The organism is Solibacillus isronensis (genome assembly GCF_023715405.1).
GTDB classification, from domain to species: Bacteria; Bacillota; Bacilli; order Bacillales_A; family Planococcaceae; genus Solibacillus; species Solibacillus isronensis_B.
In genome coordinates, this window is the sequence record NZ_JAMBOC010000001.1 from 2,005,553 (window position 1) to 2,018,780 (window position 13,228).

Here is a 13,228-nt window from a genome sequence, read left to right on the forward strand (position 1 = left end):
GTTACGTTTCCTCCTTAGCAAGCTTTTTTAATGCATGCAATTCTTTCAGCATTTTTTTCTGGTCTTTTTCTTCCATTAATTTAGTCGATTCCCAAAACATTTTAAAATCTGCGGAAACATTGACTTTACTATCGGAAAATTTATCTTCCAACTTCTTTTTCCAATCTTGCTCAATTTTTTCGCGGTTCCATTTTTTCAACGGTTTTAATTGCATTGCGACAAATAATTCATCTTCAATTACTAACAGATTCGCTTGTTCAATTGCATCATCTTCCTTTAAAAGCTTTTTTATTTCCTGCTGATTCTGTACATTATCTGTCAGCTCATACGTCACAACTTTCTCACGGTCATTGCAGCCTGCAAGAATTAAAAGCAAACTCAATGTCATAAGTGCTTTCCACATAGCAGTCCCCCCTTTTGTCCATTTTTCTCCAAGTATAACCTGTCGTATTTTGAATTATTCATCGCCCAAAGAAGTTTGGTGAAACCTGTTCATTAGCCCGATTCTTTTGAGAACCGGTTCATATTATTAGTAAGAGTTAAGTAAACCGGAGGTGAAAAAATAATGGGTTGTGGAAGAGGTAATAATGATGTAGGTGGAACAGGTGAACATCACCAATCACGTGGTTGTGTTTGTGAGGTTGTCCGTGCGATTTTAGAAATTCAAAATGCAGCAGTACAGGATGAATGCAGTCGCTGTACAACAAACTGTTTCCTAGAGCCGCTTGGTGGAATTGTTAACCCGGCTCGTAACAATGTCGACACACGTGTATTTACTTTATTAAACAAGGATGGTTCTCCATTCTTCGCTACATTCACTACAGCAGATGGCCATGATTGTCCTTGTGTATCGATTTATTTCCGTGTTGAAGATGTATTTGATGGCTGCTGTGCAACATTACGTGTTCTTGTACCACAAGATGACAAAGAACATACAGTTGATTTACTAAATGATCACGGAACAGGTATTGATTTCCGTCAAGTATGTAAAGTAACACAATTTGAAGCTTCAGACAGCTGTATCACAGTTGATTTAGATTGCTTCTGTGCTGTTCAATGTATCGATGATGTAGACCTTGGCATTTGTGACTAATTCATATGAAAAACACATCTCGCGCATATAGCGCGAGATGCTGTATTTTCTTTCATGAAAGAACTAAAAAAGAGGAGCCATTAATTTGGCTCCTCCTTTTTATAACGTATTATGAATTAACACAACCTCATTAGCTTTTATCCAGCGTTTTGTATCTTGGCAATTCAGCAATACTTGACTACCACTTATTTTATCGATTGATCCGTGTATTTTTTCACCTGATTGCAAAATAAATACCAATACCCTTGGCTCTTTCGCCGGTTTCGAAAAATAATGGAGCTGTCGTGCAATAAGGGCATTTTCAATTTTTTCAGTAATAGGTCGTACATAAATTGATGTACTTTCTTCCTCTATTTCGACTCGTTTTTCTTGTATATAAACCGGACTTGCAATAAAAAGTAATGGGTGAATTTCCACATTCCACATCCTTTTTCATACAATATGCAAAGTCTTTTGAAATCGTTACTTACAGAATCCGGCTAATAAACGTCGATGCTAGGCCAAGATAAATAATAATACTTGTGACGTCATTCAACGTTGTAATAAAAGGTCCTGATGCAACTGCAGGGTCAACACCCAGCTTATGCATTAAAATCGGTATAAACGATCCAGCCAGTGTCGCGACAATAATCGAGCAGCAAATCGATGCCCCGACAAGCAGACCGATTATCAATGTACCTTTCCAGAAGAATATGATTCCGACAACTATGGCACCACTTACTACTCCCATAATAAGCCCTGTACTTAATTCCCGCACGATCAGCCTGAATTTACTTTTCCCGCCAATATCACCTGTTGCAATCCCTCGTATCGCTACAGCCAATGCCTGGGTGCCACTATTACCGGATGTACCTGAAATAAGCGGAATAAATGTTGCAAGCAAGGCGACTTTGTCGAGCGTTGCTTCAAATATCCCCATAAGTCCCGATGTCAGCATACCTAAGAACAGTAAAATAATGAGCCATGGCAAACGCTTTCCTGCCGCCCGTAAAGGACCTGCATCATTATCATCCATATCCGCAATACCTGCCAGCTTGGAATAGTCGTCCTCTGCTTCTTCTTCAATAACGTCGATAATATCATCGACCGTAATAATCCCTTGAAGTTCACGGCTCTCGTTGACAACAGGAATTGCCAATAAGTCGTAGTCCTTTATCAAGTTCGCGACATTTTCCTGGTCATCCGTCACTTTTACAGCTAGGACACGTTCACTCATGATGTCTCGGACATACAAATCCCCTTCAGCAACAATCAGTTCCCTTAAAGACATGACACCAAGTAATCGATGTTCCTGATCCACTACAAAAATATAATAAATCGTTTCGGCGGTTTGGGCTTCCTGCCGCAGCACTCGCATTGCCTCACGAACCGTTGCGCTTTCAACGACCGATACATATTCTGTCGTCATAATGGCACCGGCTGTATATTCTTCGTAGCCTAAAAGCTCATTAATTTCATCGACGGTTTCTTCATCCATCATATCCAAGTAATTTTCCCGTTGCTGGGTATCCAATTCATTGAGGATATCTACCGCATTATCGGTATACATGAAGCCGAACATGGCCGCACCGTATGATGGATCCATCTCATCTAAGTAAGTTTTATATTCATCGTCTTCAATTTCAGTTGTTTCAAAAATGATGGCCATTTCCTGAGGAGACAAGTAACGATAAATAATTTGCCGTATATCCGGGCCCACCTCTTCGTAAAACTGTGCTTGATCATATGGATGGAGTACAAGGAAATATTCACGGAACGACTCGATGTTTTCTTCATCAAGCAGCATTCGTAAAAACGCTTCATCGTACTGGACTTCATCATTTTTTTCCTCTATCATGCTTGCCCCCTCCTTTCGACTTTTCATAACGAGTTATTTTATGATTAATTGCTATCCCTCGTCAAGGCTAATTACGTTTTACCATAACTTTTTCGTATCACGTAAATTCCTTCTCAACAGTATATTCCCAATTTCCCTAAAAATAAAAGATGCCAATGAAATCTTGGCATCTTGCATTAGTTAATCAATGTAGAAATCTCTTCTGGCAACTTGCTTTCAAAGTGTACTCTTTCTTTCGTTAACGGGTGTTCAAATTCAATGTAGCGGCAATGGAGTGCCTGGCGGTTAATTAATGTATGATTACCTCCATATAATTCATCCCCTACTAATGGATGGCCAATATAAGCCATATGAACACGTATTTGATGGGTTCTTCCCGTATGGAGCTTCAGGCGAATATGTGTCATATTATTTTTGCGTGTTAGCACAGTTACATCCGTATGGGCAAATTGCCCGTTTGGACGTACTTCACGCTCAATAATGCTCGTATCTTTCCGTCCGATCGGAGCAATGATGGATTGCTGAGCTTGTTCAATGATACCTTCTGCAACTGCTTCATATTCACGGTGAATTTGTCCCTTTTTTTGCTGTTCACTCATTAAATGATGTATATGACGATGCTTCGCTATAAGCATCAACCCGGATGTATCGCGGTCAAGTCTTGTCACGATATGAACAGTGGAAGCAAGCTGCTGCTGTTCAAAATAGCCATATACAAGGTTTGCAAGCGAATTATTCGGGTGTTCCCGAGAAGGAATCGAACTCATGAAGGCCGGTTTGTCGACAAGAAGCACTGCCTCGTCCTCATACACAACAGCTAATTCTCCTTTTACAGGAATCAGTCCTTCACTTGCTTCTTCTACCGGGAAAATAATCGTCACAACATCGCCTTCTGCCAAACGATGCCGCACATTTCTTTCTTCTCCGTTAACCAAAAGTGCCCCACCATCAAATTTAATGGCGGTTAATGCACGCTTTGAAATGCCCCAGTGAGCAATTGCATCTCGCAAAAGCTCCTGATCGACCGTATTGATAAATTGTAATTGAAATTGTTTATCCATATACCCTCATTCTATTCATTCGAGATAAATGAATCGTGCACACGTTCCCAAAACGGGAATGGTCTGAAACGTGCAAACCGCACTTTTTCATTTGCCACATTAAAAGTAATCGATTTTACATCGGTTTCCGTCATGCTAATATGATCGACCGTCATATTAAATTGCTGCTCATGTACGGGTTTTAATACACAGTTATGGTGTGCCGGCAATACTAAAGAAGATCCGACCGTCCTGAAAACGCGGTTATTGATCGATGCCATTTCTGTTATTTGCAAAGCCTGCAATGTCGGATGAATAATCGCTCCACCCAGTGCCTTATTGTATGCTGTACTGCCCGACGGTGTCGAAATACATAAGCCGTCTCCACGGAAGCGCTCAAAATGCTCGCCGTTCAGTTCCACATCCATTACAAGCGTTACGTCCGGCGATTTAATCGTTGCTTCATTCAGTGCAAGAAACGTACTGGATTCGGAATGCTGGCGATGAACCTGCACTTCCAATAACGGATATTCCACGACATTGTATTCCTTTTTGGCAATCGACAATACTAACTTTTCTAGCTCTGAAGGTTTCCAATCGGCATAAAAGCCTAAATGGCCTGTATGGATCCCGACAAATGCTGTTTTATCCAAACGGTGCAAATAGCGGTGGAAAGCATGCAATAATGTTCCATCGCCGCCAATCGAAAGAACAATTTCCGGCTCTTGTTCATCAAATTGTAAACCGAAATCAATTAAATAAGATTTTGCGAGCTCCATCAATTCATTTGATTGGTCATCTCTGCGTGATTGTATTGAAAACTTCATTATTTGTCACGCTCCTCTTTGTCAGTTGACTTATGGATAGCTGTATTCGTTGCTTCTTTCACTTCACTGAAATATGCCTGTGCCTCTTGAATTTCACTTCTAATTGAGGACATTTCTTCATCTAATCGGAATGCTGCTTCAGCTGCGCTTTGCAATCGATTTTTTATTTCTTCAGGGAAAATCCCTTTATACTTGTAGTTCATGGAATGTTCAATTGATGCCCAGAAGTTCATCGCTAATGTACGAATTTGTATTTCTGCCACAACTACGATGCGACCTTGAATCGTTTCTACCGGATACTCAATAATCATATGGTGTGAACGATAGCCACTCGGTTTACTATGTGTAATATAATCTTTTTCCTCGATAACTTTCATATCATTACGCTGACGGATCAGTTCGGTTACTGTTGCTATATCATCAACGAACTGACACATAATCCGTACACCGGCGATATCTTGCAATTCATTTCCTAAACGCGCAGTCGGTTCGAATGGTATCCCTTTATCAAGCGATTTGTCATATATACTAGCAAGTGGTTTTACACGACCTGTCACAAATTCAATCGGCGAATTGGCACTCATAATACCAAATTGCGAACGCATTCCTTTTAATTTTATTTTAAGTTCATCCACAGCTTGTCGATATGGACTCAAAAATACTTCCCACTGCCCCAATTTAAAAACCCCCCAACTAGAAATAGTTCATACCTGTCACACTATTTCATCAACACGTTGTTTCAAACAATTATACTTCTTGTAGACGAGAAATACACATTTCACACCTAAATCACGTGAAATGACCGTTTTTCTTGTGATAATTAAGTTTATTACTATTTATTCAAGAATTCGGCAAATGCCTTTTCGATATTATCAACAAATTGATCTCCATAGTTGCTGTTGCCTTCAATATTATAAAGCAATCCTTGTAATTCATCAGCAAATTGTTGAAGCGGCAGCAGACCATCTTCCACTTTCAAGTATGTTTTTTGCTCTGCCAATAACATTTGTAATAGTTGCGGCCATACATTTTTTGAAAAGCTAATATAACTGTATGCCTCATTTTCTTCTATGATATAAAGAAACGCCTCATTATCCGAATCGACGATCACTTGCCCTGTCGATTGCAATTGGCTAAGTTGTTTCTTTTCATTTAAAATAAAATAGATTTCATTATGTACTACTTCAACATGATCAATTAAATATACGTTTCGCAATGAATTAATCTCCTTTTTCTTTTCATCACCGGAAAATGTCGGTTGATAAAATTGATGATCCATCTACCCTTCACATTTTACCATAGGACACTCATTTGGTGCAGAAACGTTTAATTCTTACAGCCATTGGATTTAATTGAAAACTATTACTAAAAAGGACGATGAAAATGACACAGCAAATTGAAATAGAATTCAAGAATATACTAACAAAGTCACAGTATGAACAGCTTCTTGAAACATTCTCCATAAAAAGCGAACAAATTATTCGTCAAGTTAACCATTACTTTGATACAAAAGAAAACCATCTAAAACAAATTCACAGCGCTCTTCGAATTCGTGTCGTGGAAGATTCGATTGAATTTACGTTAAAAGAAAAAGCTTCCAAACACCAGCATCTAGAAACGACAGATTATTTAGCACGTGAGGAAGCAGATCGTATGCTGGCCGGTGATGGAGTGCCCCCGTATTCTGTAAGCGAAAGACTGGCGTTATTTAATATTCCGGTTGGCGATTTGCACTGTTACGGTACATTGACGACCGACCGTGTGGAAATCCCATATAAAGGTGGTTTGCTCGTGTTTGACCATTCTTTCTATTTGCACTGCGACGATTATGAGGTAGAATATGAGACACATGATGAAGCAGTCGGAAAGGAAATTTTCTCCGAATTTTTGGCACATCATGAAATTGAGCCACAGCCTGCGCAAAAGAAAATTGTGCGCTTTATGACGGCTTTAAACAATCAGAAAGGCTAGGTGCTGTGATGGATATTTCATCAATGAAAACATTGCTTGAACTTCAGGCAATGCAGAATTTAAATACATCCAATCAGTCAAGCGCAAGTGTATTATCATCATCTACGTCGACTTTATTTTCCGATTTAATGAGCGACATTTTAGGCGGACAATCTTTATCAAGTTCGCTAACTGGACTTGGTGATGTTAGCACTTTCCAGCAGTTAACGGATTCCGAACAAACTTCTAATTCGCAGCAGCAAAACTCGGCTGCTCAAAACTATATCGCAACATTTTTGTTGAATAATTCAACTAACTTAACGAATTTACCGGGTACATTCAACAGCCTTTCAGCAAGTAATGAAACATCCACAATTGAACAGTATATGACGGATTTTACAAGAAAGACCGATGTAGCAAATTTCTTTGCCGGTGCTGAAACTTATCAAGCAGAAATTGCTGCTGCCGCTAAGAAATACAATTTACCTGAAAAACTGATTACTTCCGTTATTAAACAGGAGTCGAACTTTAAAGCATCTGCCACTAGTGCTGCCGGCGCATCCGGTTTAATGCAGCTCATGCCTGCAACTGCGCGCTATTTAGGGGTGTCTGATCGTTTTGACCCTGCCCAAAATATTATGGGTGGCGCAAAATATTTACGCCAAATGCTCGACCAGTTTGATAATAATGTGGAAACAGCGCTTGCTGCGTACAATGCAGGTCCTGGAAATGTAAAAAAATACGGGGGTATCCCTCCTTTCCAAGAAACTCAAAACTATGTCAAAAAAATAATGAACTATATGAATGTGTAAATTATTTATAAATAGCGGTGAACTTGTCGTGAAAATTTGAAGACGAAAGCCAAAAGGGATTTTGAGATTTTATTGTTTATGCTCCTGAAATGCTGTATTTTGGATTAGTTGGAAAATCGTTGTGAACACCTATTAAATCAACAATTCCACCGTTCTGATAATAGATGTGAAACGCCCTTCAAATTTTTTGGCAGGGCACTTTATTTGTTAAAATGGCCCTACGTTGCTAGAATGATTGTATCGCCTATATGAAATTTACATTACTTACATGACATTCATATTTCATATACTGGCAAAGAAAGACACAAAGGAGTATAACTAATGAATCGAAAATATACGATTCCTTATGAGGAACTCGGTGCTGAAAAGCTTTCTGAATTAATTAACGCGTTCTACTCTCGAGTGGCGAAGCATCCTTTATTAATTCCTATTTTTCCTGAAGATCTGACGGAAACAATTCGTAAACAAATACAATTCCAAACGCAGTATCTTGGGGGGCCTAACCTTTTCTCTGAAGAACATGGTCATCCAATGATGCGTGCTAGACATATGCATTTTAAAATTACACCCGATCGTGCCCAGGCATGGCTTGAATGTATGGCAGAGGCGATGGACGAAGTGGGCTTGGACGGGAAATTCCGTGAAGTTTACTATAAGCGTCTCGTAATGACTGCTCACCATATGGTCAACGCCCCAAATGATGAGGAGGGATTTGAGTGAATAATATCCAACTTTTACAGCAACCTGTTGCACCATCCACATGTAATAAACCGATTGAGCTTTACATTTTTATTGACCCCCTTTGCGAAAAAGCATTATCTCTTCAAACGACAATGCGTAAACTGCAAGTAGAATATGGTCATTACTTTACATGTCGATATGTCCTTAGTACGGAACTCTCTGCTCTCAACAGCATGACGAGCCGGATGAAAGGCTGTGTTTCCGGAGCGGAATTGGATATTACACATCCAGCATTACCTTCAATTGCAATTAAAGCGGCTGAACTTCAAGGAAAGCGAGCAGGTTTCCGCTATTTAAACAAAGTTCAAGAAGTAGCGACACTTAATACACGCAATATCAATTCCCATGCGACTTTAATTGAAATCGCACAGCAAGTTAACCTGGATATGGATGAGTTCGTGTCCGACTTTGGTTCAAAAGAAGCAGCTCGCGCCTTCCAATGTGATTTATACTTAACACGTGAAATGGAAGTTGAAGAAATTCCAAGCATCGTATTTTTCAATGAGTGCATTGAAGATGAAGGCCTGAAAGTAAGCGGTTCTTATAATTATGAAGTTTACGAGCATATTTTAGCAGAATTGCTAGGAGAAGAATTAATTCGCCAACCGGTTCCCGCATTAGACGAGTTATTCGATCGATTCAGCACCCTTACAACAGCTGAAGTAGCCGAAATCTACTCAATCAATGAACAACTGGCAGAACGCGAATTAAAGAAACGTATGCTACAGCAAAAAGTAGAACGCATCATGACTGACGAAATTACACTATGGCGTGCAAAAGAACGCACGACCTACTAAATAATTTATAAAACGCACTTATACAATATTTTCACCAGCTATGCATTCATGCAGGCTGGTTTTTTTATGTTTTCTGCAGGATATTTGAAATTCAATAAGTACAATAGAGTTTTTTGATGATATGAGGATAGACATAGGTAAATTTGCCCCTGTGTTCGTTCAGGCCGTCGTGAAAGGAGAACTTGCTAGCCTAAGTCAGGTGGAATGCAGAAGCAATTGTGAGGGATTTAGAGGCGTTTTGGATGAAGTGCAGTAATCTTTATTTTATTCGCCGTTTGGATTGGAAAAGTAGAAGTTTTTGGGGGAAAAATAGAATGTTCTCCTTGGAATGTGGAAAAGTTCGAATGAAATGTAGAAAGTATTTCTGTTTATGTAGAACACTCCTCCTTTATTTACCTTTTCGATCGAGAAAGGAGAATCGTCCGAGGTGAATGGAGAACATTTGCCCTGAAATGTGGAAAGTTTCAAGCTTAAGTAGATTGCTCCGTCTATATTCGCCGTTTGGATTGGAAAAGTAGAATCTTTTGAGGTAAAAGTAGAATGTTGCTCCTAGTATGTAGAAACTTTTCATCGGAGTGTAGAACACTTGCCTGATTAAGTAGAACGCCCTCCCCCATTAAACCCGAATACACGAATAATGGAGAACAAAAACAAAAGAGGCGCCTTATTCTCGAGAAATAAGACGCCTCTTTTTCACAAAGGGGATGGGAGAAATGTTCACGTTCAAACAAAGGGGTGTATGTTTGTTATGTGATTTATTTCACGAGTATTACTCTATCATGGAATAATATTTCTTGCAATGTATCTTTCACAATTTCACAAATTCGTCATATAGTAAGCGTTTCCAAGCGAAGTAATGAGGTTTAAAGTAAAATGTCATAAATTCTTCTTTAATTATCTGCCTTAAACGCCGATATATCAACACTCAGAAAGCCTTTCCTTCCAACTATAACCGTTAAAACATACTCATCAAACTTCACCAAAACAAAGTAAATTTCCATTTTTTCAAGCAAAAAACGCACCTGAAACAGATGCGTTTTCACAAACTATTAATTATTCAATAATAATTTTTCAAGCTCTTCCAGCTTCTCTTCGAATACTTTACATGCCAATGCGATCGGTTCCGGAGATTCCATATCTACACCTGCAGCTTTTAATACTTCAATCGGGAAGTCCGAGCAGCCTGCTTTCAGGAAGTTGTTAATATAACGCTCAACTGCCGGTTCGCCTTCTTCTAAAATTTGTTTAGATAATGCTGTTGCCGCTGATTGACCTGTTGCATACTGATATACGTAATAGTTGTAGTAGAAGTGTGGAATACGTGCCCATTCCAGACCGATTTCTTCGTCTACTGTCATTGCATCACCAAAGTATTGTTTGTTTAAATCGTAATAAATCGATGTTAATTTTTCCGATGTGATCGATTCGCCTTTTGCATCTAATTCGTGAATCATATGCTCAAACTCAGCGAACATTGTTTGACGGAATACCGTACCGCGGAAACCATCCAGCCATTGATTTAATAAATAGATTTTCTGCTTATCATCATCCAATGTTTTCATTAAGTGATTAAATAATAGTTCTTCGTTACACGTTGAAGCCACTTCCGCAACGAAAATCGAGTAATCTGCATATTGATACGGCTGGTTGGCACGTGAATAATAACTGTGCATCGAGTGGCCGAATTCATGTGCCAATGTATAAAGGTTATTCACATTATTTTGCCAGTTCATTAAGACATACGGATTTGTACCGAACGTTCCCGAAGAATAGGCACCGCTGCGTTTCCCTTTGTTTTCTAGCACGTCTACCCAACGGCTTTCCAAACCTTTTTCAACGATTTCCTGATATTCTTTACCAAGTGGCGCGAAGCTTTCTACCATCGTTTTCTTTGCTTCGTCATATGTTACTTCCATTTTCACTTCTTTAACAAGCGGCGTAAACAGATCGTACATATGCAGCTCATCTACACCAAGTACTTTTTTGCGAAGCTCTACATAACGGTGTAATGCCGGTAAGTAATCATGGATTGTTGAAACAAGCTGGTCATACACTTTTTCAGGAATGAAGTTATTGCTAAGTGCTGCATGACGAGCAGAATTGTAATTACGAACTTTTGCATTAGCATTATGCGCTTTTACATTCCCAGCTAAAGTTGTCGCAAATGTATTTTTATATTGGCCGTAAGTTTTGTAAACGGCTTTAAATGCTGCCTCACGTACTTCACGATTGTCGCTTTCAAGCATTGTAATATAGTTACCGTGCGTAATTTGTACTTCTTCTCCATCTTCCCCTATGATTTTCGGGAATTCTAAATCAGCATTGTTTAAAGCGCTGAATGTTTTGCCAGCTGTCGATGTCACTTCAGAAAATTGTGCCAGCAACTCTTCCTTTTCAGCAGATAAAATATGAGGACGGCCCAAGTTTAGTTCTTTTAGGCTTTGTTCATATAGTGAAAGTGGTTCATAGCTTTCCACATAGCTGTTTAAAGTCGCTTCATCCAATGCCAAAATTTCAGGTGTAATAAATGACCACGCTGCTCCTGCATTTGTAAGAACAGAGCGAATACGACCATCAAGATCCTGGTATTTACTATTCGTCGTATCCTGATCATGCTTCAAATGAGAATATACATATAACTTGCTCAGACGCTCGTATAATGCATCACTGAACTGCAATGTATTGTATAAGCTTTCCGCGCTATCTGCTACTTTCCCTTTATAATCCGAAGCTTTTTTTGATAATTGTTCCACTTCTTTCAGTTCAGCTTCCCAAGCTTCATCGGATTCAAAAATTGTTGTTAAATCCCATGTTAATTGCTCAGGTACTTCTTCACGCGTTAAAATTTGCTTTGCCATTTATTTGCCTCCTACTATTCCGATATTCGAAATTATAAATCTATTTAAACAATTTCAACATCCAAATGCAACCAATTCGTCGTACAGAACATTAAAAAGTTGTTCCTCGGCGATATTCTCACCCAGTTGCTCAATATTGAGATGTCTTAAAATTGCTAAATAGTGTTCCACCGCCGCTTTTCGCTCATCCGTCAACTTCAATTGACTCCATTTGAAAAAATAAGGAATTGCATGTACATTCATCGTTTTGGGAGTGAGCGCATGGTAGTCCATAAAATGAAAAAGCCCTACTTGCCATTCTATACAAAATTGATTAAAAGCATGCGTATTGTAAACAGGAATCCCCAAAAAAATCGGGAACTCCGTCATCGTTAGCCTTAATTCATAAATTGAACGGAAAAATTGATCGTTTACCCCTTTTTTGCTTAATAGGAGACGGGGATGGATATAGTATTCCCGATATTTCCTGTAGTTTTTCAGGAGCAGATGAAATTGGGATTTTGATACTTTTTCAGGAACCAACAGCGGAAAACGTTGTTGACTAAGGGGCAATGGCTTAACAACAGCGAAATACTGCCATTTATGAAGATGAATTAAATTGCTAATATAGTAGAAGGTTTTACTTTTTACATCATAGGTGATGAGGAATTTCTGTTCTTTATACTGTTGCATAAATTGGGAATGTGTATGATTGATTGAAACTTTTACGATACCGGTACCTTTGAATTTATCGGGAGTATGCAAAATCCATATCGGCGTTATTTTTGCTTGCAAATAGCCTCTAGTACGCTGTTGAAAAGATGGATGCGCGATTGGACTGCACTGAAATTCGATTGCATATTGATGATTTTTTATTGTGATGAGAATATCCGGTCGCTGTTGAAGCTGCGGCAAATACGGTTCCAGGACGGGACGTAGCTGAAGGCTCGTAAAAAGTTCAAAGAGGTGTTGTTTCCCAAGGAGATGTTCGGCAGATTCCCCTTCAGAAAACAAGGAATCACATTCACTATTTTTTTCATGTGCAAAGTGGGGAATTCTTATATGTCCAGCCTTTAATAAAAGCTGTTCTTTACATTGAGGGCAGAAAAAGGACTGCTGCTTTCTTATTCTTTGTAATTCATCCAGCGGTAGTTTCGACGTTAAATGGAATAATTGCTGTTGTTCGGTCATTGCGACCAGCATTTGCTTCCACTCCTTTTTAACCATCTTAATGAAATGCATATTCATTTTCAACTTGTAAATAGTAACTATTGGAAACTGGTTTTTTCAATGG

14 protein-coding genes are annotated in these 13,228 nt (G+C 39.0%); 5 read left to right on the top strand and 9 right to left on the bottom strand.

Annotated elements, in window-relative coordinates; all coding sequences use genetic code 11:
• Window position 1: 1 nt before the first annotated feature.
• Complete coding sequence (locus tag M3166_RS10190; RefSeq protein ID WP_251689692.1) at window positions 2–403, bottom strand: YhcN/YlaJ family sporulation lipoprotein; 402 nt, start codon at window positions 401–403, stop codon at window positions 2–4.
• Window positions 404–565: 162 nt separating this feature from the next.
• On the opposite strand from M3166_RS10190, the gene M3166_RS10195 reads away from it, so the two are divergent.
• A complete protein-coding gene (locus M3166_RS10195; protein ID WP_251689693.1) occupies window positions 566–1,093 on the top strand; it encodes a CotY/CotZ family spore coat protein in 528 nt (175 codons plus the stop codon).
• Window positions 1,094–1,192: 99 nt separating this feature from the next.
• Here M3166_RS10195 and M3166_RS10200 read toward each other — a convergent pair whose 3' ends face one another.
• The 6 genes from M3166_RS10200 to M3166_RS10225 form a co-directional block, all read right to left on the bottom strand.
• The gene (locus M3166_RS10200; protein ID WP_251689695.1) at window positions 1,193–1,510 is read right to left on the bottom strand and encodes a 4-diphosphocytidyl-2C-methyl-D-erythritol kinase; all 318 of its coding nucleotides are present in this window, start codon (window positions 1,508–1,510) and stop codon (window positions 1,193–1,195) included.
• A gap of 49 nt (window positions 1,511–1,559) precedes the next feature.
• Window positions 1,560–2,930, bottom strand: a complete 1,371-nt coding sequence (gene mgtE / locus M3166_RS10205) for a magnesium transporter (protein WP_251689697.1) — start codon at window positions 2,928–2,930, stop codon at window positions 1,560–1,562.
• 176 nt (window positions 2,931–3,106) lie between these two features.
• Window positions 3,107–3,991, bottom strand: a complete 885-nt coding sequence (locus tag M3166_RS10210; RefSeq protein WP_251689700.1) for an RluA family pseudouridine synthase — start codon at window positions 3,989–3,991, stop codon at window positions 3,107–3,109.
• Between the two features lie 11 nt (window positions 3,992–4,002).
• A complete protein-coding gene (locus M3166_RS10215; protein ID WP_079524781.1) occupies window positions 4,003–4,797 on the bottom strand; it encodes an NAD kinase in 795 nt (264 codons plus the stop codon).
• Window positions 4,797–5,474: a GTP pyrophosphokinase gene (locus M3166_RS10220; RefSeq protein WP_251689702.1), complete on the bottom strand. Its 678-nt coding sequence runs from the start codon at window positions 5,472–5,474 to the stop codon at window positions 4,797–4,799. Before M3166_RS10220 ends, M3166_RS10215 begins: the two co-directional genes overlap by 1 nt.
• 155 nt (window positions 5,475–5,629) lie before the next feature.
• Entirely contained in the window at window positions 5,630–6,076 is a 447-nt protein-coding gene (locus tag M3166_RS10225; protein ID WP_251689703.1) for a hypothetical protein, read from the bottom strand.
• 104 nt (window positions 6,077–6,180) lie between these two features.
• On the opposite strand from M3166_RS10225, the gene M3166_RS10230 reads away from it, so the two are divergent.
• From M3166_RS10230 to M3166_RS10245, 4 genes are all read left to right on the top strand, one after another.
• Window positions 6,181–6,768 (top strand): CYTH domain-containing protein, encoded by a 588-nt coding sequence (locus M3166_RS10230; protein WP_251689705.1) that lies wholly within the window; start codon window positions 6,181–6,183, stop codon window positions 6,766–6,768.
• A gap of 8 nt (window positions 6,769–6,776) precedes the next feature.
• Entirely contained in the window at window positions 6,777–7,559 is a 783-nt protein-coding gene (locus M3166_RS19385; RefSeq protein ID WP_285848815.1) for a lytic transglycosylase domain-containing protein, read from the top strand.
• A 321-nt stretch (window positions 7,560–7,880) separates the two neighbouring features.
• A complete protein-coding gene (locus tag M3166_RS10240) occupies window positions 7,881–8,279 on the top strand; it encodes a hypothetical protein (RefSeq protein WP_008403570.1) in 399 nt (132 codons plus the stop codon).
• Complete coding sequence (locus M3166_RS10245; RefSeq protein ID WP_008403571.1) at window positions 8,276–9,097, top strand: DsbA family protein; 822 nt, start codon at window positions 8,276–8,278, stop codon at window positions 9,095–9,097. The genes M3166_RS10240 and M3166_RS10245 overlap by 4 nt, the downstream gene beginning before the upstream one ends.
• A 1,049-nt stretch (window positions 9,098–10,146) precedes the next feature.
• Here the strand turns inward: M3166_RS10245 and pepF are convergent.
• Together pepF and M3166_RS10255 are read right to left on the bottom strand one after the other, a co-directional pair.
• Complete coding sequence (gene pepF / locus M3166_RS10250) at window positions 10,147–11,955, bottom strand: oligoendopeptidase F (protein WP_251689707.1); 1,809 nt, start codon at window positions 11,953–11,955, stop codon at window positions 10,147–10,149.
• Between the two features lie 54 nt (window positions 11,956–12,009).
• Complete coding sequence (locus tag M3166_RS10255; RefSeq protein WP_251689709.1) at window positions 12,010–13,137, bottom strand: competence protein CoiA; 1,128 nt, start codon at window positions 13,135–13,137, stop codon at window positions 12,010–12,012.
• Window positions 13,138–13,228: the final 91 nt, after the last annotated feature.

Coding starts and splice junctions, on each gene's coding strand:
- mgtE (WP_251689697.1), bottom strand. CDS start 2,930: ATGATAGAGGAAAAAAATGATGAAGTCCAGTACGATGAAGCGTTTTTA.
- M3166_RS10255 (WP_251689709.1), bottom strand. CDS start 13,137: ATGCTGGTCGCAATGACCGAACAACAGCAATTATTCCATTTAACGTCG.
- M3166_RS10215 (WP_079524781.1), bottom strand. CDS start 4,797: ATGAAGTTTTCAATACAATCACGCAGAGATGACCAATCAAATGAATTG.
- M3166_RS10190 (WP_251689692.1), bottom strand. CDS start 403: ATGTGGAAAGCACTTATGACATTGAGTTTGCTTTTAATTCTTGCAGGC.
- M3166_RS10225 (WP_251689703.1), bottom strand. CDS start 6,076: ATGGATCATCAATTTTATCAACCGACATTTTCCGGTGATGAAAAGAAA.
- M3166_RS10240 (WP_008403570.1), top strand. CDS start 7,881: ATGAATCGAAAATATACGATTCCTTATGAGGAACTCGGTGCTGAAAAG.
- M3166_RS10195 (WP_251689693.1), top strand. CDS start 566: ATGGGTTGTGGAAGAGGTAATAATGATGTAGGTGGAACAGGTGAACAT.
- M3166_RS19385 (WP_285848815.1), top strand. CDS start 6,777: ATGGATATTTCATCAATGAAAACATTGCTTGAACTTCAGGCAATGCAG.
- M3166_RS10230 (WP_251689705.1), top strand. CDS start 6,181: ATGACACAGCAAATTGAAATAGAATTCAAGAATATACTAACAAAGTCA.
- M3166_RS10210 (WP_251689700.1), bottom strand. CDS start 3,991: ATGGATAAACAATTTCAATTACAATTTATCAATACGGTCGATCAGGAG.
- pepF (WP_251689707.1), bottom strand. CDS start 11,955: ATGGCAAAGCAAATTTTAACGCGTGAAGAAGTACCTGAGCAATTAACA.